Raw genomic sequence first — 21,585 nt, 5'->3', positions numbered from 1 at the left:
ACCGGCTCAGGTGCGGATCGAGAGCGAGGGGTCGGTCTTGGCCAGCCGCAGGAAGCGGGCGACGCCGCGAATGACCTCTTCCGAGACTTTTTCCTGGTGGGCCGCCTGGTGGAAGAAGGCGAGAGCCGTCGCCGCTTCCTTGAAGACGCCAGCCGGCACCAGGGCAGCCAGCGACTGTCGCGCCAGGTCGCGGACCTCCGAAAAGCGCCCCTGGCGATTGAGAACCAGGGCCAGATCGAGGGCGACGAGGGCGGCATCGAAGAGCTTCTCTTCCTGCTGGTAGGCCTCGAAGGCCTCCTTGAGACGGGATTCCGCCATCTCGACCTCGCCGAAGCCGGAGGCGATGACGCCTTCCAGCCAGCAGGCGCGGATGACGGTGTAGCTGTCCGCGAACCGCGAGAAGCCTTCGCGGCACTGCTCGAAGAGGTTGCGCGCCTCGGCGAACTCGCCGAGATCGGCGAAGCAAATCGCCAGGTTGGCGCGCGAATAGAGGACGGCGCGAGGATCGGCCCCTTCGTCGGAGCGGGCCAGCGACTCGAGAAGCGGCGCCAGCGCGTCCTCCGGACAGGCGCGATCGAGGTGCAGATTGCCGATCGAGGTCAGAACGCGTGCCACCTTGAGCTCGTCGCCGGCCTCCTCGAAGAGCTGCACCGCCTGTTCGAAGCCCGCCAGGGCGACATCGAGGTTCCCGCGATCCTTGTCGAGAATCGCCCGCAGGTAGAGGAAGTTGCCCTCCTCGATCGGATCCGCCGCCTGGCTCAGCAGCTCGCCGGCCTGCGCGAAGCAACCTTCCGCTTGCTGAAATTCGCCACGCAGGCGGTGACAGTTGCCGAGCACACTCAGCCCGCGTCCTCGGGTCTCGGCGAGGAGCACCTCCCCGTAGTGCCGGGACTCGAGGGTGCCGAGCACCTGGAGGCCGGCCTCAGCGAGAGCCAAGGCCCGCCGCAGCTCACCGTAGCCCTCTTCCAGGCCCTCCTGGATCAAGCGCTGGGCGAAACCCAGGTTCTGATACTTGGCCTGATTGCGAATCAGCATCGGCCAGCAGTCGCAGGAGTAGGCGAGGAGATCGTCGAGCAGCGGCGAGCTTCCCTGCACCTCCTGGAAAGCGACATGCAGCCGCGACTTGAGGTCGCCGCCGACGGGCGCCGCCGGTTTCTCGACGGCGCGCCCGTAGGGCAGAACTTTGGCGAGCACGGACCGCTCTCCGCCGCCCGCGCCAAGGGCCTCGACGGCCGCCTTGCGACACTGCTCACACTCCAAGAGATGGAGTGCCGCGGCGCGATTCTGGAGAGCGGTCTCGGCCGCCAGGAAGCGACGGATCTCAGCGGCTGTCAAGTGGTTATTCATCGGCTTCGGGGAGTACCCTCATGGGACCTCGAAATAGTCAAAATCACTATATTTCAAGGGGATCCGAAGGCGTCCGGTGAAGTACCCCATGGTGTGCCTCGCGAGCTCCCTAATACGGTAGTTTCATCAGCGTCTGAAAAGGGGACAACGGAAATCGCCGAAATCACCTTTCGATACGCCGATGATCACTCCTCTTCGGCGCTTCCGAACTCGAAGTTCGAGGTCGGCTCCTCGCCCTCACCGCTGTGTGCCGCGGCGGAAATACCGAAGGGATCGAAGCCACCCCCCTCGTTCCCGCCCCACATGCTCTCGACCTTCTCGGCCCACTCGACGAGCTGCTGGTACCACTGTTGGAAGAATGTCGTCTCGCCTTCGGCCGAATCCCACGGGCCAGCCCACAGGGTGCCTGCCGGCAGCATCATCAGAGCCACCGACAGAAGGATCGCGACGCGGCGAATTCTCGAAAAACGGGTCATTGTCTCGCCTCCTAGTTTTCCAAGGGACCGGGGTCTCCCACCGCGGGAGCCGAGAATCCCTCCTCCACTAGTTCTGTGAGTCGGCCACCCCGTCAGGGGGACAGTCAACCCTCCAGAGCGCCCTGATCCAGCGAATTATCGAAATATTAACACGTAAATAAGCGCGATCAAAGGAACCCCTTTCGACTCACCCGGGAGTGAGCCGAAAAAGACTGTCAATACTTATCTTTTCGGTACTTCGCGGAGGCCGTCGAGGGGCCGATTCGAGGCGGCAGACGGCGCGAAAAGGGCGCGCAGGCCCCGAAAAGGTCAGAATTCGCCGAGACGCGCGATCGCTTCGACCTTCTGCCGCGGCAACACCAGGCGGTCGTGCTTCTTCCAAACCCCGAAGCGTGCTGCCCGGGAGAGGTACTCCGCTTTCGTAGGCCCGCCCTCTTCGGGTCGATGGACATCGACATCGCGCAGGATCACCTGCTCCTCGGTGATGTCGTCACAACGGCCGACGAAGGTCTCTCCGCCGGCCGTCTCGACCACCACCGTGATGCCGTGGAGGGCGTGCTTGTTCTGATGGAAGGTACCCATCGCGCTCAGGCGGTCGCCGGCGAAGCGTTCTCCTGCAACGCCGCCACCAGATCCTGGGCCACTTCCTGCGCCGATCGCCCTTCGATGCGATGCCGTGGGAGAAAGAACACCAGCTCACCATCGTGGAAGATCGCCATGCACGGGCTGCTCGGAGGAATCTCCGGAAAATACGCCCGCGCCCGCGCCGTCGCTTCGACATCCTGGCCGGCGAATACCGAGCCGACACGGGCCGGCGCCGGTCCCGCTTCCAGCGCCAGGCGAACCCCCGGACGCGCCATGCCGGCGGCACAACCGCAGACGGAATTGACCACCAGCAGGCTGGAGCCGGTCTTCTGGCTCATGAATTGATCGACCTCCTCGGCGCTGCGCAGCTCGGCGACGCCGATCGCCGTGAGCTCCTCGCGCATCGGCTTGACCAGCAGTGGGCTGTAGGGCATTGCTTCACTCCTCCTCGGAAAGATAGGTCTCGGACTCTGCGGGAATACGCAACCGGGCAACGCCCGTGGGGATTCCAATTCTATGCCAAGGAAGCGCTCAGGCCACCCCGCTCCGAAGGAGCTGGGGGTTAGTTTGAAAATTTCTTATTTCGATAATTTTTTGTCCCGAATATCATTCCTGGAATCACCTCTTGATTAGCGAACCGTAGCCCAGCCAGGGCAACATCCGCCAATCCACCAACGGAGGCACCATGCGTCGACAGAAAACCCACCCTCGCCCCCTCATCGCCTGGACCTTGATCCTCGGCCTCGCCCTCTCCGGCGCCGCCTTTGGCGCCCAAGAAGCGGAGCGTGAGAGCCTTTGGAATAGGATCTTCAGCGTCATCGAGCGCGTCGTCGGCAGCGAGGCTCCGCCGCCGGAGGAAGGCAACGAAGCCGGCTCCGACATGGACCCCAACGGCCTGCGAGCGATCGAAGACGAGGAATTCTGAGGCCCTCGGCGCCGGCGTGATCGTCACCGAATTCGCGATGACGCCGGCGCCCTCGCGTGTCGAAATGAGGTATACTCTCCAGAAATTAATTATTTGAACCGAGTATCGAGCGCATGCCGGAATATCTGGAAGAGATCTTCGACCGCCTTTCCCCGGCCCTCGAGCTCTTGTTCCTGCGTCACGAAGTCCCACCGCAGCAGGCCGGCCGCATCGTCGAAGACGTGCTCGCGATCTACGCTCGCAAGCATCGCGACATCGAGAGCCCCGAGGCCTGGATCCTCGAAATGGTCACCCAGAAAGTGCTGCGGGAGAGCCGGCCGTGAAGCTCCATCCCAACCGCACGACCCTAGGCTCCCTGCTCGACCGGATCGAGAGCAAGCTACAGCGCCAGTGCCTGAAACACCTGCTCGACTGCGAGCGCTGTCGCGGCGAAATGAAGCGGCTGATCGACCAGGAGGATGGTCCCCTGGCACGGGTGATCGCCTGGCCGACGGCCAGCTATCAGGGCATCCTGGACCGGGTGGTGGAAAGGGCCCAGCAAGCGGGCTTGAGCCTGAGCCGCGAAGAGGCCGAAGCGCCGGTGCTGCTCGCCGAGTTGCTGCTGCAACCGGCTGCCGAACGCCGGCGCTCCATCGAGCAGGACCCGCGGCTGCGCAGCTGGCCGCTGGCCGAGCTGCTCCTCGACCGCTCCCGCGCTCGCAGCTTCGACGACCCGGTGCGGGCCGAAATTCTCGCCCGCTTGGGGCTGCAGGTGATCGAGGTCCTCGAGGGTGACTCGCAGGAGCTCGCCCTCAAGGAGGACTTGCGCGCCCGCGGTCTGGCCTATCTCGCCAACAGCCTGCGCATGCGCTCGGACCTGGAGGCCGCCGAAGCTCTCCTCGTCCAGGCCGACGAGGCCCTGCGCTTCGGCACCGGTGACCCCCTCGAGAAGGCCCGCATCCTGGAGTTGACGGCCACCTTGCGCAAGGACCAGCGCCGCTTCGACGAAGCCACCCATCTGCTACAGCGGGCCATTCGCCGTTACCGGTCGGCGGACGAGACCCACCGCGCCGGCCGCGCCCTGATCTCGAAAGCCTCCCTCCATCGCGCCATCGGCGCCCCCGAAAAGGCCACCGAGGTGCTGCGCGAAGCGGTCGAGTACCTCGATGCCGCCCGTGAGCCGCGCCTGCGGCTGTGCGCCCGCCACAACCTCGCCGACTATCTCAGCGACCTCGAGAAGCACCTCGAGGCGCGAGCCGTGCTGCGCGAGGCGAGGCCCCTCTACGAACAATTCCCGGACGCCTGGACTCAGCGCCGGCGCCTGTGGGTCGAAGGCAAGATCCTCCGCGGCCTGGGCCAGCTCGACGAAGCCGAAGGACGGCTGCTCGAGGCTCGACGCGGCTTTCTCGACCAGGAGATCGTCTACGACGCCGCCTTGGTGTCCCTCGACCTCGCCTCGATCTATGCCCAGCAGGGGCGGGAGGCCGACCTTCGACGGCTCGCCCGCGAGATGCTCCCGATCTTCCAGGACCGCCAAATCCACCGCGAGGCGAGGATCGCCCTGAGCTACTTCCGCCAGGCGGCGGAAGTCGACCTGGTCTCACCGCAGCTAGTGCGTCGCGTCCACCTCTACCTGCGCCAGTCGCGCGACAACCCGGAGTTGCGTTTCGAACAGTAGGTGGCCAGCCGTGGTTCAGCGACTGGCTTGATTCGCGGGCTGAGGCGGATCGTCGCCGCCCGGTTCCGACGCCGCGGCGATGCAGTACAGAAAGCCCTCGGAGCGCAAGAACAGCTCCCCACCGCTGGCCGCCGGGGTTGCGCTGAAGGCCGTCTCATCGCCCTCGAAGGCAGCATTGTGGCCGGCCAAACGAAGCTCTTTGCCGGGCTCGATGACATAGCTCTCACCGCTTCGCGTGAGTTGGATGATCTTGCCCGCGACCACGATCGGCGAGGAGTAGTCGACATTCGGAAAGCGCCCCGTCGGAGCGCCGATGCGCGGCAGTCGAGCGCGAAAGATGGGCTCGCCGGTCGCCAGGTCATGGGCCATGAAAATGCCGTTCGAGGCCCAATAGATGGCATCGTCGACGATCACCGGCGTGGTGATTCCGGCGCGCAACTTGCGCTGCCAGAGAACATGGGTGCCGGAGACATCGCCGCTGCCCCCAAGGCGAACCGCCATGCCGTGACCGGCCCGACTCCCCATCAGGAAGGCGACGTCATCGCGAATCACGATGCTCGGCACCGCGGAATCGTCGAGCGGCGTGCGGGCGGACCAGAGAACTTTCCCGGTCTGCGGCTCGAGGGCAATGACCTTGAAGGGAAAGTGCAGCAGCACCTGGGTTCCTTCGCTCCCGCGGTAGACCGCCGGCGTCGCCCAGGAGTTGGTGAAGGCCGGGTTCTCCAGCGCCCAGAGCTGACGCCCGGTGCGCTTGTCGAGGCCGAGAACGTGGTGCCCCAGGATTCCGGCATTGACCACCAGCACGTCGCCGACCAGGATCGGGCTGGCGGCACTGCCCCAGCGGGCGGGATCGGACTTCGTCCCGACCTCCTGGCGCCACAGCTCTTTGCCCTCCCAATCGAAGGCGTAGAGTCCCGACCTGCCGAGCAGGGCATAGACCCGCTCGCCATCGGTCACCGGGGTACTGCTGGCATATCCGTGCTGGGTCAAGAAGCCCTCGTAGGGATCTTCCCCACCGGGTGTCTTCACCGAAGCCCGCCAAACCTCCTCGCCGGTGGCGCGGTCGAAGGCGAGCAGGTGGCGGACCAGGTCGGCCACCTCCCCCGGCTTCCGCCGATCCATGCCGTAGCCGGTGTAGGCGGTCACGAAGACCCGCTCCCCATGCACGATCGGCGACGACAGGCCTTTGCCGACCAAGGCCGTTCGCCACTTCAAATTGTTCTCGAGGGACCACTCCGAGGGCACCGCCGGACCGGACACCGATCCGGAGCCGTCGGGGCCGCGAAAGCGGCTCCAGTCGGCGGCGACCTGTGAGGCAGAGAGAACGAGCAGAACAGCGCAGAGAGTGGATCGACCCATGGATTTCCTCATCGGTTCTGAAAGGGAGTGCACGCGGTGGCACCTGATTCGGTCACCAGCGATTTCGCCAACGGCCAGCCGCTGGATGCAGTCGACCCACCCGAGTCGCGGAATATTTCGTATCCTGAGGACGTACAAGGAGAAGAGGAGGAACCGCCATGGAGATCGTTCTGAGCATTCTGATCGGCACCGGATTGAGCGCCGCCGCCGGCTTTCGCATCTTCGTCCCTTTCCTGATCGTCGGATTGGCGCAGCGCACGGGGCACCTGAATCTCGCCGAGGGCTTCGACTGGATGGGGTCGACGCCGGCCCTGATCGCCTTCGGAGTCGCCACCGTGCTCGAGGTCCTGGCCTACTACGTGCCCTGGCTGGACAATGCCCTCGATCTGCTGGCCAGCCCCAGCGCGGTGGTGGCCGGCGTCGTGCTGACGGCCTCGGTGGTCACCGACCTCGATCCATTCCTGCAGTGGACGCTGGCCGCGGTGGCCGGCGGCAGCGCGGCGACCGTGGTCCAGGGTTTGACCACCAGCACTCGCCAGCTCTCCACCCTCACCACGGCGGGCTTCGGGAACCCTCTGGTCTCGACCAGCGAGGTCGCCGCCTCGGCCGGCCTCTCGGTCCTCGCCCTGGCCGTCCCGGTGGTCGCCTTCCTGGTGGTCCTGGGGCTGATGCTGTTCGTCGGTCGGCGCTTCCTCTTCGCCCGCCCGCCGAAGGGCCAGACCGCCTGACGGCGACCGCCGCTCCCGCCTCGAAACGCCAAACGGCCGAGCCCTCGCCCACCGCGGGCTCGGGTCTCGGCCGCTGAAGTCGACGGACCTCGTCCGTCGTCGGTCAGGCGCTCAGGTTGCGATCGAGGAAGGACTCGAAGGCCGACTTGGGCATCGCGCCCATCATGCGATCGGCGATCTGGCCATCCTTGAAGAGGATGAAGGTCGGAATGCTCTGCACCTGGAACTGCACCGCCAGCTCCTGATTCTGGTCGATGTTGAGCTTGGCGATGCGAACCTTGCCGTCCATCTCGTCGGCGAGGGCGTCGAGGTGCGGCGCCACCATGCGACAAGGACCACACCACTCGGCCCAGAAGTCCACCAGCACGGGCACGTCCGAGCTCAGGACGGAGGATTGGAAGTTCTCTTGATCGACGGTGAGGATCTTGTCTGAAGCCATGGGGGGTCCTTTACCAATTGGATGGGCTCGCGGCCTAGGCGCGAGCGGAAGAAACGAAGAAATTCGGGTTTCTCGATAATCTGCCGATGGAAGGCCGCCCGTCGTCGACGGGCTGTCGGGCCGTCATCCGGCACCGCCCTCCTGCTCCCCTTCTAACCTGCGAAGGGCGGCGAAAAATTCTCGCGTCGTCTCGACATCACGTCCGATCTGAGCCGAGAGATCCATGATGGTCGGAAAGATCCGCTCCTCGCGCAGCCGCTGGAAGAACTGCACCTCCACCGACTCACCATAGACGTCGTTGTCGAAGCCGAGAATGTGGCTCTCCAGGACCCGCTGATAGTTCTCGTAAACGGTCGGTCGGGTTCCGATGTTGGTGACGCTGTCGAAGGTCGCCGGATAGCTCGGCAGATGGATGCGGGTGGCATAGACCCCATCCGCCGGCAGGATCTCGCTCTCCGGCGCCAGGTTGGCGGTCGGCCAGCCGAGGCGCTGCCCCATGCGGTCTCCCCGCACCACCTGGCCGGTGACCTCGTAAGCGCGCCCGAGCATCTCCCGGGCATCGGCGACTCGGCCCTCGGCGATGGCGGCGCGCAACCGGGTGCTCGAGATGCGCTCGCCGCCCTGGGCCACCTTTTCGACGCCGTGGGCGCTGAAGCCGAGCTCCGCCCCCAGCGACTGCAGCAGCTCGAGGTTGCCGTCGCGCTCGTGGCCGAAGACGAAGCCGGCCCCGACATAGATCTCTTCGAGGCCCAGGCGACCGTGCAGGAACTCCTCGACGAAGCGCCGCGCCGGCGTCTGGGAGAACTCGCGGGTGAAGGACACCATCAGGACGAACTCGATACCGGCGGCCTCGAGGAGGCGGGCCTTCTGATCCCGTGAGGTCAGGCGCTGGAGCGCTCGCTCCGGGCGCAGGACGCTCAGCGGATGCGGCTCGAAGGTCACCACCAGGGCCGGCCGGGAGGTGCCCCGGGTGCGCGCCGTGACGCGCTCGAGGAGGGCCTGGTGGCCGCGGTGGACGCCGTCGAAGTTGCCGATCGCGGCCACCCCTCCGGTGGGCAGATCGGTGGCGTGGAAGGCGTCGACGACGACCGGCATGTTCGGACTCTAACGGATCGACCGCAGACTGCGGTCAGGCAATGGAAACCGCTCCGGCGAGCTCGATTCCCTCGACCCCGACCGGTCCGACGATGTGCCCCACCAGATCGTCGGCGAAAGCCTCCGAGATCTCGACTTCCACCAGGCGACCGGCAGCGGCCAAGCCATCGTTGATCAGCACTCGGCCATCGATCTCCGGCGCCTGCCCGTGGTGTCGCCCGACCAGCAGGTGGTCGGTCTCCTCGTGGACGCCCTCGACCAGCACCTCGAGACGCCGGCCGACCAGGCGCCGCCGGCTTTCGAGGGCGATGGGCTGCTGCGCCTCGAGCAGTCGCTCGTAGCGACGGCGCGCCACCTGGCCGGGCACCCGCCCGCCGAGCTCCGCCGAGGGCGTTCCCGGCTCTGGGCTGTAGGCGAAGGCTCCCAGATGATCGAAGCGCGCTTCCCGAACGAAATCCACCAGATCTTCGAAGTGCGCTTCCGTCTCTCCCGGAAAGCCGACGATGAAGGTGGTGCGCAGGAAGATGTCCGGGGCCAGCTCCCGAGCCTTCTCGAGCTGCCGCAGGTAGCGCCGAGCCGAGCCGCCACGCCGCATGGCGCGGAGGATCTCGGGATGGCTGTGCTGCAGCGGCATGTCGACATAGGAAGCGAAGCGCGGCTCACTTCCCATCAGCTTGAGGAGCTCGACATCGAGGGTCGTCGGATAGGCGTAGAGGAAGCGGATCCAGGGAATGCTGGTCTCGGCCAGCAGGGCCTCGACCAGCCGTGCCAGGCCATGGCGCCCGAGATCGAGATCCTCGCCGTAGCGAGTGGTGTCCTGGGCGATCAAGCAGAGCTCGCTCAGGCCGCCCTCCTCGAGCTGCCGGGCTTCACTCACCAGGCTCTCGATGGTGCGGCTGCGAAAGCGTCCACGCCACGACGGGATGGCGCAAAAGGTACAAGGGTTGTTGCAGCCCTCGGCGACCTTCAGATAGGCATAGCCGCGGGTGGTGAGCAGACGCGGCGCGGTGTGGTCGAAAACCTGATGGGAGGGCGTTGGCGGCGGTGCTGCACCGCCGATCTGAACCACCCGGCCGACCTCGCGGATCTGGTCGAGGCTGATGAAGCCATCGATCTCGGGCACCGAGCTCGACAGCTCCTCGCCGTAGCGATTGACCATGCAGCCGGCCACCAGGAGGCGTTGGGTCGCACCGTCTTTCTTGGCTTCGGCCATCTCGAGGATGGCCTCGACGCTCTCCTGCTTGGCCTCTTCGATGAAGCCGCAGGTGTTGACGATGACGGTTTCGGCCTGTTCCGCGTCGGCGACCACTTCATAGCCGGCCTTGCTGAGCTCACCGAGCATCACCTCGCTGTCCACCAAGTTCTTGGGGCAGCCCAAACTGATCATGCCCACGCGGGGGCGGCGTTCGGCGTCGCTCATAGCGCGCGGAGTGTAGCAGAGCTTCCTGTGCTACACTCGCGCCGATCGGGATTGCTTTTCGAAAGCCAGCACCCGCTCTCTAATAGCCGTGATTCTGTTCGCCCGCAATTTCGCCAAGACCTTTGTCTTGACCCGGCTGCCGGAGTTCTTGCAGCCGGCCGTCGCCATGGCGGACAGACTCCTGCAGAGATTTCAGAAGGTCAAGCTGTTCCAGACGGTGTCGAGAATCGCTCTCCACCGTCCCCTCTTGGCGGTTCGGGTGTCGAATCCCCACCACACCGGCCGCACCCACCAGCAGCTCCCCCGCTCGAAGACACCGCTTTCCTGAAACAGCGGCGATTCTCAGCCCGTAGCTTGGGCTGACACCACTTCCCTCGGCGTTACGTCGAGACGGGAGTTTTCACTCGCGCGGCGATGCGCCGACGCGATTCAGAGTAGCAGTGCGACGAAGGGAGCAACCTTCTTGTCTACGATGGCTCCTCGTGGAGCAACGGAGGCCGGCGTGAGCGGCTTCTCCGAGCTCCTAGCAGGTTTCCGCGAATTGCTGGAAGCCGAGATGAACGCCTGGCTCGGCGCACGCCGGCAGCAGGCCCGGATCGAGCTGCCGGAAGCCGGAGACCTCGCCGACACCGTCGCCGATCTCGTCCTCGCCGGCGGCAAACGCCTGCGACCGGCCCTGGTCTATTTCACCTTTCGGGCCTGTGGCGGAAGTGATCGCAGCGCCGTCCTCCCGGCGGCGATGGCGACCGAGCTGCTCCACGCCTACCTGCTGATCCACGACGATTTGATGGACCATTCGGCGCTGCGCCGCGGCCAGCCGACACCCCACGTGCGCTACGCCGAGCTCCACCGCAGCCAGGAGTGGTCCGGTGATTCGGCCGAGTTCGGCCGCGCCGCCGCCATCCTCCTCGGCGACCTGGCTCACAGTTGGGCCGTGGAACGCTTCTCCGAGTCTCTCCTCCACCCGGCCGCGGCGCGCCGCGCCGGCGACCTCGACCGCTGCTTCGGCGAGATGTGCCGCGAGGTGATCGGAGGCCAGTACCTCGAAATGCTGCTGGCGGTGCGGCGCACGGCCAGTGAGAAAGACCTCCTCGACGTGCTGCGCCTCAAGTCCGGCCGCTACTCGGTAGAGCGGCCGATGCAGCTCGGCGCCCTGCTCGCCGGCGCCGGCGATGATGTCGTCACCACCCTCTCCGGCTACGGCCAAGCGGTGGGCGAGGCCTTTCAGCTACAGGACGATGTCCTCGGCCTGTTCGGCGATCCCGAGACCGTCGGCAAGCCGGTCGGCTCGGACCTCGCCGAGGGCAAGTACACCTATCTCATCCACCACACCCTGGAGGCGGTCGATGACGCCGAAGGGGAGCGTGTTCGGCGCGCTCTGGGGCGTCCCGACCTGGCCGCAGACGAGGTCGAGGCAGTGCTCGCCATCATTCGCCGTAGCGGCGCCCTCGAGCAGGTGCGCTCGATGATCGCCGAACGCCTCGACGAGGCGCGCCGAGTGCTCGCCGGGATGGCCTTTGGCGGCCCCGAGAACGCCTTCTTCGCGGGCCTCGTCGACCGCATGGCGGAGCGTGAGCGATGAGCCACCGAGCCCCCTCCAGCGCCGCCACCGAGGACCGCAAGGCGGATCACATCCGCCTCGCCCTCGAGGAGCGCATGCAGGAGCGCCACTCCTTCTTCGAGGACTACGTTCTCGAGCACGCCGCCCTGCCGGAGCTCGACCTCGCCGCCATCGACACCTCGGTGACCTTCCTCGGCAAGAAGCTGCGGGCACCGCTGCTGATCTCCTGCATGACCGGCGGCACCGAGGTGGCTTCGAAGATCAACCACAATCTCGCCATCGCCGCCGAGCGCTGCCAGATCGCGGTCGGCGTGGGCTCGCAGCGCAAGGCCCTCGAGGAGCCCGCCACCAGCGCCAGCTTCCTGGTCCGCGAGGCGGCTCCCAGCGTGCCCCTGCTGGCCAACCTCGGCGCCGTTCAGCTCAACTACGGCTTCGGCATCGACGAATGTCGTCAGGCGGTGGAGATGATCGCCGCCGACGCCCTGGTGCTGCATCTCAACCCGCTGCAGGAAGCGATTCAGCCCGAGGGCCAGTGCAACTTCCGGGGCCTCCTCGACAAGGTCGAAGCGGTCGCCCGGGAGCTCGAGGTGCCGGTGATCGCGAAAGAAGTGGGCAGCGGAATTTCCGAGGACCTCGCCCGCAAGCTGGTGGCCCGCGGTGTCCGAATCCTCGACACCGCCGGCGTTGGCGGGACCAGTTGGGCCCGCATCGAAGCGGCGCGGGCCGACGATCTCGACCTCGGCCAGCTCTTCGGCGACTGGGGGCTGAGCACGCCGCAGTCGATTCTCGCCTGCCAGCGGGTGCCCGGGGCCACCGTGATCGGCAGCGGCGGTCTGCGCAACGGCATCGATATCGCAAAGGCCCTCGCCCTCGGCGCGGACCTGGCAGGCATGGCATATCCCTTCCTCGCGGCGGCCATGGAGTCGCCAGAAAAAGTCATTGAAATGATCGAGCGCACTCTCCGGGAGCTCGAGATCGCGATGTTCTGCGTAGGTGCCCAGAAGATCGCCGAGCTCCGTCAGGTCAGGATTACCAAGAGGTCCGAGTCATGAACAAGACCCAGGCGACAGCGCGAATGCAAGAAATCACTGATGATCTCGCGGATGAGCTGGCGCGGGGCCAGCGTCGTTTCCACCAAATGCCCGAGGGGCTGTCCGCCGACGAAGAGGCGCGCCTCCGTCGCGAAGCCCTGAGTCGCCTGACCGGTGCCTCCCTCGAGCACCTCGGTCGCTACAGCCTCGATGCCGAGCGCGCGGCGCGACGCAACTGCGAGAACTTCATCGGAGCGGCCCAGATCCCGGTCGGCGTGATCGGCCCGCTGCGGCTCAAGGGTGAGCACGTCGACGGCGATGTCTTCGCTCCCCTGGCGACCACCGAGGCCGCCCTGGTGGCGAGCACCAACCGCGGCTGCGCCGCCATCCGAGAGGCCGGCGGCGCCACCGTGCGGGTCGACCATGTCGGCATGACCCGGGCCCCCGCCTTCCGCACCTCCGGCATCGACCAGAGCCGCGAGTTCGTCGCCTGGGTCGAGGAGCACGAGGAAGAGATTCGCACCTTCACCGAAGGCACCAGCCGCTTCCTGCGACTGCTCGACATCCGACCCTCCTATTTCGGCACCTCGGTCTTCTTGCGCTTCCGCTTCGACACCGGCGACGCCATGGGCATGAACATGGCCACCATCGCCTGCGACCGGGTCGTCCGCGAGCTCATCGAGCCCGGCACCGGAGTCGAGTGCATCGCCCTGTCCGGCAATGTCTGCGTCGACAAGAAGCCCGCCGGCATCAACTTCCTCGAAGGGCGGGGACGGCGCCTGTTCGCCGAGGTGGTGATCGAAGGGCCGGTGCTCAAGCGTTATCTCAAGACCACCGCCCGCGATCTGGTGGAGGCGCAGTATCGCAAGAATCTGCTGGGCTCCATCGCCGCCGCTTCGAAGGGCTTCAACGCCCACTACGCCAACGTCATCGCGGCCTTCTTCCTCGCCACCGGCCAGGATCCGGCCCATGTCGTCGAAGGCTCCCTGGGGGTGACCTGCATCGAGCCGCGCGGGCCGGAGGCGGTCTACGCCTCGGTCTACATGCCCGACCTGCCCCTCGGCGCCGTCGGCGGCGGCACGCCATTGGCGACTCAGAGTGAAGGCCTGGCGCTGCTCGGCGTCGAGGCCGATGCGGAGCGCCCCGGCACCGCCGCCGGTCGCCTGGCGGAGATTCTCGCCGGGGCCGTTCTCGCCGGCGAGCTGTCGCTGATGGCGGCTTTCACGTCCCAGGACCTGGCCCGCGCCCACGAGCGCCTCGGCCGGGGCGAAGAAGGCGCTCGCTGACGGCGCCACGAGAGCCTCGAGTCATGCCGGAGACCACTCCGGCGGCCTGGCGCGCGACGGCGTCCGTCCCCGGGAAACTCATCCTGATGGGCGAGCATGCCGCGGTCTACGGCTACCCTGCGCTGGTAGCCGCCATCGATCTGCGTCTGACGGCCGCCCTGCGCGGCCCCGAGCCGGAACGACCGGAGCGGGTCCACCTCGCGGTGCCGGCCTTGACCGTCGACTCGCGCGTTCCCTGGCAGGAGATCGTCGCCTACACGCAGGCCGCCCGGGAGCGTTGGGAAAGCTGGTTTTCGGCCCCCCGGCGCACCCCTTTCGTCAGCCCGCAGCAGGACAGCGCCGGACACCTGGCGCGCATCGCCCTCGGCGAGGCGGCGGCTTTCCTGGGCGAGAGCCACGGCCCGTCGATCTCCGCTCGAGTCGAGACTCGCCTGCCGGTGGGTGCCGGCTTCGGCAGCTCCGCCGCCGCCGCCGTCGCCTTGGTCGCCGGCTACCTGGCGCTGCGCAGCGCCCCCGCGGGGCTGGCGGAGATCGAGCGCATCGCCCTCGAGGTCGAACGGCGCCAGCACGGCACTCCCTCGGGAATCGATGGCGCCACGGTGATTCACGGTGGCATCCTGTGGACCGAGCCGGCGGAGGGCCGCCGGGCTGCCTGTGAGCTGCGCTCGCCGGCTCTCGAGCACCTGCGGATCTTCCAGACCGGCGCCCCGGCGGAATCCACCGGCACCGTCGTGGCGGCGGTGCGCGAGCACGTCGCCGCCGCTCCGCAAGCCAGCCATCGAGTCTTCGAGATCATTCGGGAGGCCACCGAGGGGTTGCGCCGAGAGCTCGCCAGCAACAGCGAGGACGGCGCCCTCCTTTGCCAGCTGATCACCGCCTGCCAGCGCGCCCTCGAAGAGCTCGGGGTGGTGCCGGCACCGGTGCGCGCCCTGGTGCGAGCGATCGAGGCCCAAGGCGGCGCCGCCAAGATCTCCGGTGCCGGTGCCCTCAGCGGCACCGCCGCCGGCTGTTTGCTGGTCTATCACCCCGATCCAGCCCGCCTCGCCGGCTGGGACGGTCTGTCTCACCTCACTCCCTACCCGGTCGCCCTGGGGGCGCCGGGCCTCGAAGTGCAGCGCCAGGAGATCGCTCCATGACCACCGGCCGGGCCACCGCCAGCGCGCCCTCGAACATCGCCTTGATCAAGTATTGGGGTGCCCGCGATCTCGAGCGGGTTCTGCCCAGCAATCGCTCCTTGTCGATGACCCTCGAGCGCTGCCGCTCGACCACCACCGTGTGCTTCGACGAGGACCATCCCGGCGCCGACGAGGTCTGGCTGGTGGACGATCACGGCCAGAGCCGGCCGGCGAGCGCCGCCTTCGCCGAGCGCGCCGTCCAGCACCTCGAACGGCTGCGCCGCTGGGCCGACCGCCGCGGCCGCCTGCGGGTCGCCACCCGCAACAGCTTTCCGAGTGCCGCCGGCATCGCTTCTTCGGCCTCCGGCTTCGCCGCCCTCACCCTGGCGACGGTTCGCGCCCTGGGTCGCGAGGCGGAAACGCACCAGCTCTCCCTGCTGGCTCGCGCCAGCGGCTCCGGCTCGGCCTCCCGCTCCCTCGAAGGCGGCTTCGTCGAGTGGCCAGGGCCCGCGGCGCCGGAAGACGATCCCTGGGCCGAGCAGATCCTGCCCTCCGACCACTGGCCGCTGCACGACCTGGTGGCGATCGTCGAAACCGGTCCGAAGGCGGTGTCTTCCCTCGACGGTCACCGGGCCTGCCATAGCAGCCCGCACTTCGCGCGCCGACTGACGGAGCTGCCGCGGCGCCTCGAAGAGGTCCGCCGCGGCCTGCGCGAACGCGACATCGAGCGCCTCGGGCCGGTGATCGAAGAGGAGGCCATCGAGCTCCACCTGATCGCCATGTCGTCGCGCCCGGCGATCTTCTATTGGACGCCGGCGACCCTCGAAGTGCTGGCGGCGGTGCGTAATCTGCGGCACGATGCCGGCCTGCCGGTCTACGCCACCATGGACGCCGGAGCCAACGTCCACGTGCTCTGTCCGCCGGGCCATGACGAGGAAGCCGACGCCCGGCTCGAGGCCCTGCCGGGGGTTCGAAACGTGCTGCGCGACCACTGTGGATCGGGCCCCCGGTTCAACCAGGACCACCTGCTGTGACGGACGCTTCGCCAGCCCCCCTCCCGGGCCACCCCGCCGGTCTCGACGAGGAAGTGATCTTCGTCAAGCTGGGAGGCAGCCTGATCACCGACAAGGGGCAGGCCGAGACCGCCCGCCCGGAGGTCATCGCCGGCCTCGCCGAAGAGCTCGCCGCAGCCCTTTCGGAAAGACCTGCCCACGTCGTCCTGGGCCACGGCAGCGGCTCCTTCGGTCATGTCGCGGCGCACCGCCACGGTCTGCGTGACGGCCTCCGCCGGGACGAGCAGAGGAGCGGTGTCTCCGAGACCCAGGGCTTGGCCGCCGCCCTCCATCGCCGGGTGGTCGGCGCCCTCGAGACCGCCGGGGCCCATCCCTTCTCCCTCGCCCCGTCGAGCTTCATGGTGTGCGAAGAACGCTCCGTGGTCGAAGTCTTCACCGAGCCGCTGGTGCACAGCCTCGACCATGGGCTCCTGCCGACGGTCTACGGCGACGTCGTCCTCGACCGCCGTCAAGGCATCGCCATCTGCTCCACCGAGACCATCTTCATGGCCCTCGCCACCACCCTGCCGCGCTGGGGAAAGACGCCGGTTCGGGCCCTCTGGTTGGGCGAGACCGCGGGCGTCCTCGACCACGCCGACCGGCTCCTGCCGGAGCTCACCCCGGGAACCCTGCCGTCCTCCCTCGCCGGGGCCTCCGGTACCGACGTCACCGGCGGCATGGAACACCGCGTGCGCTCCGCCTTCGAGCTCGCCCGCCGGGGGGTCGAGTCGCTCATCTTCGACGGCCGCGTCGCCGGTCACCTGACCCGCGCCCTGCGCGGCGAGCCCATCCCCGGCACCCGCATCCCGGCCCTCGACTTGAGCTAGCAGGTTGCTGAAAAAAGTCTGATACCCTGCGGTGCCGGTGACCTCCCTACCCGATCTCGATCTCCTGCTGGAAAAAACCAGCCGCACCTTCGCGCTGTCGATTCCCCTGCTGCCGGAACCGACGCGCCGCGAAGTCACCATCGCCTACCTGCTGTTCCGCATCGCCGACACCTTCGAAGACGCCGCCGTCTGGACCCGCGAACGCCGGCGCTCGGCCCTCGCCGAGTTCGACCAGCTACTCGCCGCTCCGGACGCCGGCCTGGCGCGCCGGCTGGCCCAGGAGTGGCGCCGCGAGCTACCCAGCGCCCACGCCGGCTACCTCGAGCTCGTCGCCGAGGTGCCGGCGGTGCTCGACGCCTTCCTCGAGCTTTCGCCGCAAGCCCGCCGCATCATCGGCCACCACACCCGGCGGACCACTCGCGGAATGGCCGACTTCGTCCAGCGCGCCAACGACGTGGGCGACCTCGAGCTGCGCGACATGGACGATCTGGTGGAGTACTGCTACATCGTCGCCGGCATCGTCGGCGAGCTGTTGACCGACCTCTTCCTGCTCGACCGATCCGCCCTCACCGCCGCCGGGCCGGCCCTCGCCGCCCGCGCCCGGTCCTTCGGCGAAGGCCTCCAGCTGACCAACATCCTCAAGGACGCCGCCGACGATGCCGTCGAGGGGCGACGCTTTCTCCCCCCGGGTGTGCAGCTCGAGCAGGTCTTCGAGCGGGCGCGGCAGGACTTGGTGGCAGCCACGGAGTACGTCCAGACTCTGCAGCGGTCCGGCGCCGAGCACGGCCTGGTGGCGTTCACGGCGCTGCCGGTGCGCCTCGCCTGGGCCACTCTCGACCGGGTCGAGGCGCGCGGTGCTGGCGCCAAGCTGACCCGTGAAGAGGTCTTCGCCATCGTCGCCGCGATGGAAGAGGCGATCGGTGCCGAGCGTCCGGCGGTCGAAGTGCCGGCCGCCCTCAGCTCCTGATCGCGCCTCTGCCCCGCCAACCTCGATCGCCTAGTAGGATTCCGCTGGATCGGGACCAAACCCCGATCGCGCCCAAACTTCGGACGACGCCGAAGCCGTCGGTCCGAGTCGGAGGATGACCCCATGTTCAAGACATCGATTGCGCTCCTTTCTCTCGGACTCTTCGCCTTCGGCTGTGCCCCCGCGGAGGTGATCACCGAAGTCCCCGAGGACACCACCCTGCACTCTTTCTCGCGCCCGGACGAAGTCGCCGTCGAGCATCTCGCCCTCGATCTCGAGGTCGACTTCGAGGCTCGCCGGCTGAAGGGACGCGCCTCCCTCTCGCTGACTCCCGGACACCAGGCCGCGGAGGTCGTCCTGGATACCCGCGACCTCACCATCGAGGCCGTCGAAGACGACGCCGGCAATCCCCTGAGCTTCACCCTCGGCGACGAGATCGGCACCCTCGGACAGGCCCTCACCGTCGGCCTGCCACCGTCCACGGAGCGCATTCACGTCGACTACCAGACCTCGCCCGAGGCGGCGGCCGTGCAGTGGCTCGAGCCGCGCCAGACGGCCGGCGGCGAGCACCCCTTCTTGTTCACCCAGTCGCAGGCCATCCTGGCCCGCACCTGGGTCCCCTGCCAGGACACACCGGCGGTTCGCATGACCTACGAGGCGCGGCTCCAGGTGCCACCCCAGCTCCTCGCCCTGATGAGCGCCGAGAATCCGGTCGAGCGCAACGCCGAAGGGATCTACGAGTTCGAGATGCCGCAGGCGATCCCGTCCTACCTCCTCGCCCTGGCGGTCGGAGACCTCGCCTTCGAGGCCCTCGACGAGCGCAATGGCGTCTATGCCGAGCCCCAGACCCTGGCAGCCGCGGCCTGGGAGTTCGCCGATACGCCGCGCATGATGGAGAGCGCCGAGGCCCTCTATGGCCCCTATCGCTGGGGCCGATACGACATTCTCGTCCTGCCGCCCAGCTTCCCCTTCGGCGGAATGGAGAATCCCCGCCTGACCTTCGCCACCCCCACCATTCTGGCCGGCGATCGCTCGCTGGTGTCGCTGATCGCCCACGAGCTCGCCCACTCATGGTCCGGCAACCTCGCCACCAATGCCTCGTGGAACGACTTTTGGCTCAATGAGGGCTTCACCACCTATTTCGAAGGCCGTCTGATGGAGGCCATCGAGGGCCCCGAAGTGTCGGACATGCTGGTTTCCCTCGGTTACCAGGATCTCGAGGCGGAGGTCGAAGACCTCGGCAGCGACGCGGCGGACACCCATCTTCGCCTCGACCTCGCAGGCCGTGATCCGGACGACGGGATGACCAACATCGCCTATGAGAAGGGCCGTTTCCTGCTGCGCTACCTCGAGCAGTCGGTGGGCCGCGAAGCCTGGGACGAGTTTCTGCGGGCTTACTTCGATCGTCACGCCTTTCGGCCGGTCACCACCGAAGTCTTCCTCGCCGACCTCGAGCAGTACCTGATACCAGCTGCAGAGCTCGAGAGCCTGGGAGTGCGCGAGTGGATCTTCGGTGCCGGCATTCCCGCCAGTCTGCAGGTCCCCACCTCGGAGCGTTTCGCGGCCGTCGACGCCCAGGGGGAGGCCTGGCTGGCCGGCGGCGAGCTCGACCCGGAGGGCTGGACCGCCCACGAGTGGCTGCGCTTCCTGCGCGCCCTGCCGGAGGACTTGCCGGCGGAGCGCTTCGCCGAGCTCGACCGGCGCTTCGACCTCACCTCGACCGGCAACTCGGAGATCGCGGCCCTCTGGTTCGAGCGCGCCGTCGGGGCCGGCTACGGCGCCGTCGACGAGGCCCTCGAGGAGTTCCTCACCACCGTCGGGCGGCGCAAGTTCCTGGTCCCTCTCTACCGCGCCCTGATCGCCAGCCCGGAAGGTCGCCAGCGCGCCAACGCGATCTACCAACAGGCCCGTCCGGGCTATCACGCCGTGTCCCAGCGCACCCTCGACGACCTCCTCGGCGCGGCGACGTGACGCCGGCATCGAGCACCGGGCGCTGAATGCCCGCATCGCGAGCGACTCCGCAACCAGCCCAGGAGATCGAGGGTTGAACAAGGGACGGATCTTCGGTTGCCTGACCGGCTGTGCCGGCCTCGCCGTCGCCGTCGTGGTGGTCGGCGCTTACGGCTGGCAGCGCACCGTCGAGCGCATCGGTGATCCCGCTTCCGAGCGTCGCCCGCCGCCGGCCGAGGCCATGGCCCTGCCTCTCGGCCTCGACTCCCTCGATGGCTATCTCGAAGAGGTGCGCCAGCGCCACGCTCTGCCGGCGCTGGCGGCCGCCTTCGGTCGCTCCGACGGCCCCCTCGCAGCCGGCGCCGTGGGGGTGCGCCGGGCGGGCAGCCATCAGGCCATCGAGCTCGACGACCGCTTTCACCTCGGTTCCTGCACCAAGGCGATGACCGCCACCCTGCTGGCGCTGTCGGTCGAGGCCGGCGACCTGGCCTGGAGCTCCACCCTCGGCGAGGTCTTCCCGGACCTCGCCGCCGGCTTCGCTCCGGCCTACCGCGAGGTCACCGTCGAGCAACTCCTCCTCCACCGTTCCGGCCTCGGCGACGATCGACGCCCGGACCGCCAGCAGATGGCGATGCTGCGAGGCCTCACCGGCCCCCTCGACGAGCAGCGCCGGGAAGCTCTGACCAACATCCTGGCCATCCCTCCGAAGCACCCTCCGGGCCGCCGCATGGAGTACTCCAACGAGGGCTACATCATCGCCGGGGCCGTCGCCGAGGCGATCACCGGCCGACCGTGGGAGGAGCTCCTCCAAGAGCGCCTGTTCGCCCCCCTCGGCATGACCTCGGCGGGGTTCGGCCCGCCAGGAACGGTGGGCGCCGTCGACCAACCCTGGGGGCACCGCGAGCTCTTCGGCATTCCCTTGCCGGTCGGCCCCGGGCCGTTCGCCGACAACCCGCCGGTCCTCGGCCCGGCGGGCACGGTGCACGCCACGATTCTCGACTTTCTCACCTGGGGGACGTTCCACCTGAGGGGTGCCCGCGGCGAGGGCACTCTGCTCGCCAAGACCACCTTCGCGCGCCTGCACGAGGACTCCCGAAACCAGGAATACGCTCTCGGATGGGGCGTCAAGCGGGACTCCAAGGGCCACCGTACCTTGGCCCACGCCGGAAGCAACACGGCCTTTCTCGCCGCTGTCCGGGTTCTGCCGGAGCGCGATCTGGTGGCGGTGGTGGCCACCAACTCCGGCGCTCCTCGGGGTCAGGATGCGGTGCGTGAGGTCCTCGAGCACCTCACTCGGGAGTGACCTCGCTGGCCTTGCCGGGACGTAGGCGCAGCCCGCCACCGAGGTAGACCCCGACCACCCCGACCAGCGCCACGACGACCGCGTACCACCCCGGCTGCTGGGCATAGCTGGCGGCCTCGAGGGAGCTCAGATCGAGATCCGCCGGGACCTCCGGCTTGCTGCCCTGCACCAACATCGAGAGCACGCTGACCACCACGATCACCACCATCAGAGCCTTGACCGGCCCCCAGGAACGGCCCACCCAGGCGGTGATGAAGCCGCCGAAGATGGCTCCCACCAATCCCAGGGGCAGGTTGATTGCCAACCAGCCGGCGGTGACGTTGACCGTGCCATCCTGGAAAGCGAAGCTGGGACCCACCGCCACCCAGGCGATGGTCAGGGTCACCATCACCCAGACCACCATGGTGATGTAGCCGGCGACGACGGCGGCGGTCGCTCGAAGCATCGCGTTCTTCCCCTTCC

23 protein-coding genes are annotated in these 21,585 nt (G+C 67.9%); 14 read left to right on the top strand and 9 right to left on the bottom strand.

Annotated features, from left to right (window positions below):
• Positions 1-6: 6 nt before the first annotated feature.
• From AAF604_08615 to AAF604_08600, 4 genes are all read right to left on the bottom strand, one after another.
• Complete coding sequence (locus AAF604_08615) at positions 7-1,335, bottom strand: hypothetical protein (protein ID MEM7049708.1); 1,329 nt, start codon at positions 1,333-1,335, stop codon at positions 7-9.
• 197 nt (positions 1,336-1,532) lie between these two features.
• On the bottom strand, positions 1,533-1,823 hold the full coding sequence (locus tag AAF604_08610) for a hypothetical protein (GenBank protein MEM7049707.1): 291 nt from the start codon (positions 1,821-1,823) through the stop codon (positions 1,533-1,535).
• A gap of 309 nt (positions 1,824-2,132) precedes the next feature.
• Complete coding sequence (locus AAF604_08605) at positions 2,133-2,405, bottom strand: hypothetical protein (GenBank protein ID MEM7049706.1); 273 nt, start codon at positions 2,403-2,405, stop codon at positions 2,133-2,135.
• 5 nt (positions 2,406-2,410) lie between these two features.
• Complete coding sequence (locus tag AAF604_08600; protein MEM7049705.1) at positions 2,411-2,842, bottom strand: BrxA/BrxB family bacilliredoxin; 432 nt, start codon at positions 2,840-2,842, stop codon at positions 2,411-2,413.
• A 251-nt stretch (positions 2,843-3,093) separates the two neighbouring features.
• On the opposite strand from AAF604_08600, the gene AAF604_08595 reads away from it, so the two are divergent.
• The 3 genes from AAF604_08595 (at position 3,094) to AAF604_08585 (ending at position 4,990) form a co-directional block, all read left to right on the top strand.
• On the top strand, positions 3,094-3,333 hold the full coding sequence (locus tag AAF604_08595) for a hypothetical protein (GenBank protein MEM7049704.1): 240 nt from the start codon (positions 3,094-3,096) through the stop codon (positions 3,331-3,333).
• Positions 3,334-3,446: 113 nt separating this feature from the next.
• A complete protein-coding gene (locus tag AAF604_08590) occupies positions 3,447-3,656 on the top strand; it encodes a hypothetical protein (protein MEM7049703.1) in 210 nt (69 codons plus the stop codon).
• On the top strand, positions 3,653-4,990 hold the full coding sequence (locus AAF604_08585) for a hypothetical protein (protein ID MEM7049702.1): 1,338 nt from the start codon (positions 3,653-3,655) through the stop codon (positions 4,988-4,990). The genes AAF604_08590 and AAF604_08585 overlap by 4 nt, the downstream gene beginning before the upstream one ends.
• Positions 4,991-5,005: 15 nt before the next feature.
• Here AAF604_08585 and AAF604_08580 read toward each other — a convergent pair whose 3' ends face one another.
• On the bottom strand, positions 5,006-6,349 hold the full coding sequence (locus AAF604_08580) for a PQQ-binding-like beta-propeller repeat protein (GenBank protein MEM7049701.1): 1,344 nt from the start codon (positions 6,347-6,349) through the stop codon (positions 5,006-5,008).
• A 158-nt stretch (positions 6,350-6,507) separates the two neighbouring features.
• Between AAF604_08580 and AAF604_08575 the strand changes: the two genes are divergently transcribed.
• A complete protein-coding gene (locus tag AAF604_08575; protein ID MEM7049700.1) occupies positions 6,508-7,077 on the top strand; it encodes a DUF4126 domain-containing protein in 570 nt (189 codons plus the stop codon).
• Positions 7,078-7,180: 103 nt separating this feature from the next.
• Here AAF604_08575 and trxA read toward each other — a convergent pair whose 3' ends face one another.
• The 3 genes from trxA to rimO all read right to left on the bottom strand — a co-directional run bounded on the left by trxA (position 7,181) and on the right by rimO (position 10,031).
• Positions 7,181-7,516, bottom strand: a complete 336-nt coding sequence (gene trxA, locus AAF604_08570) for a thioredoxin (protein ID MEM7049699.1) — start codon at positions 7,514-7,516, stop codon at positions 7,181-7,183.
• 123 nt (positions 7,517-7,639) lie between these two features.
• Positions 7,640-8,611: a bifunctional riboflavin kinase/FAD synthetase gene (locus AAF604_08565; GenBank protein ID MEM7049698.1), complete on the bottom strand. Its 972-nt coding sequence runs from the start codon at positions 8,609-8,611 to the stop codon at positions 7,640-7,642.
• 34 nt (positions 8,612-8,645) lie between these two features.
• Positions 8,646-10,031: a 30S ribosomal protein S12 methylthiotransferase RimO gene (rimO, locus tag AAF604_08560; protein ID MEM7049697.1), complete on the bottom strand. Its 1,386-nt coding sequence runs from the start codon at positions 10,029-10,031 to the stop codon at positions 8,646-8,648.
• 88 nt (positions 10,032-10,119) lie between these two features.
• Between rimO and AAF604_08555 the strand changes: the two genes are divergently transcribed.
• The 10 genes from AAF604_08555 (at position 10,120) to AAF604_08510 (ending at position 21,123) form a co-directional block, all read left to right on the top strand.
• Positions 10,120-10,359 carry a hypothetical protein gene (locus AAF604_08555; protein MEM7049696.1) on the top strand — a complete coding sequence of 80 codons (240 nt, stop codon included), beginning with the start codon at positions 10,120-10,122 and terminating at the stop codon, positions 10,357-10,359.
• A 174-nt stretch (positions 10,360-10,533) separates the two neighbouring features.
• Entirely contained in the window at positions 10,534-11,613 is a 1,080-nt protein-coding gene (locus AAF604_08550; protein ID MEM7049695.1) for a polyprenyl synthetase family protein, read from the top strand.
• Complete coding sequence (fni, locus tag AAF604_08545; protein MEM7049694.1) at positions 11,610-12,644, top strand: type 2 isopentenyl-diphosphate Delta-isomerase; 1,035 nt, start codon at positions 11,610-11,612, stop codon at positions 12,642-12,644. Before AAF604_08550 ends, fni begins: the two co-directional genes overlap by 4 nt.
• Before the next feature lie 23 nt (positions 12,645-12,667).
• Positions 12,668-13,909: a hydroxymethylglutaryl-CoA reductase (NADPH) gene (hmgA, locus tag AAF604_08540; GenBank protein ID MEM7049693.1), complete on the top strand. Its 1,242-nt coding sequence runs from the start codon at positions 12,668-12,670 to the stop codon at positions 13,907-13,909.
• Between the two features lie 23 nt (positions 13,910-13,932).
• Positions 13,933-15,045, top strand: a complete 1,113-nt coding sequence (locus AAF604_08535) for a hypothetical protein (GenBank protein MEM7049692.1) — start codon at positions 13,933-13,935, stop codon at positions 15,043-15,045.
• Positions 15,042-16,058 (top strand): diphosphomevalonate decarboxylase, encoded by a 1,017-nt coding sequence (mvaD, locus tag AAF604_08530; GenBank protein ID MEM7049691.1) that lies wholly within the window; start codon positions 15,042-15,044, stop codon positions 16,056-16,058. The genes AAF604_08535 and mvaD overlap by 4 nt, the downstream gene beginning before the upstream one ends.
• Entirely contained in the window at positions 16,055-16,903 is an 849-nt protein-coding gene (locus AAF604_08525; protein MEM7049690.1) for an isopentenyl phosphate kinase, read from the top strand. The genes mvaD and AAF604_08525 overlap by 4 nt, the downstream gene beginning before the upstream one ends.
• 37 nt (positions 16,904-16,940) lie before the next feature.
• Positions 16,941-17,870, top strand: coding sequence for a squalene/phytoene synthase family protein (locus tag AAF604_08520; protein MEM7049689.1), 930 nt, complete (start codon positions 16,941-16,943; stop codon positions 17,868-17,870).
• Between the two features lie 123 nt (positions 17,871-17,993).
• Positions 17,994-19,841 carry a M1 family metallopeptidase gene (locus AAF604_08515; GenBank protein ID MEM7049688.1) on the top strand — a complete coding sequence of 616 codons (1,848 nt, stop codon included), beginning with the start codon at positions 17,994-17,996 and terminating at the stop codon, positions 19,839-19,841.
• A gap of 73 nt (positions 19,842-19,914) precedes the next feature.
• Positions 19,915-21,123: a serine hydrolase domain-containing protein gene (locus AAF604_08510; protein MEM7049687.1), complete on the top strand. Its 1,209-nt coding sequence runs from the start codon at positions 19,915-19,917 to the stop codon at positions 21,121-21,123.
• Here AAF604_08510 and AAF604_08505 read toward each other — a convergent pair.
• On the bottom strand, positions 21,110-21,568 hold the full coding sequence (locus AAF604_08505; GenBank protein ID MEM7049686.1) for a hypothetical protein: 459 nt from the start codon (positions 21,566-21,568) through the stop codon (positions 21,110-21,112). The genes AAF604_08510 and AAF604_08505 overlap by 14 nt on opposite strands.
• Positions 21,569-21,585: the final 17 nt, after the last annotated feature.

Source organism: Acidobacteriota bacterium, assembly GCA_039028635.1.
GTDB lineage: Bacteria > Acidobacteriota > Thermoanaerobaculia > Multivoradales > JBCCEF01 > JBCCEF01.
The sequence above is the reverse complement of the archived record's forward strand: the minus strand, read 5'-3'. Positions and strand labels throughout refer to the sequence as shown.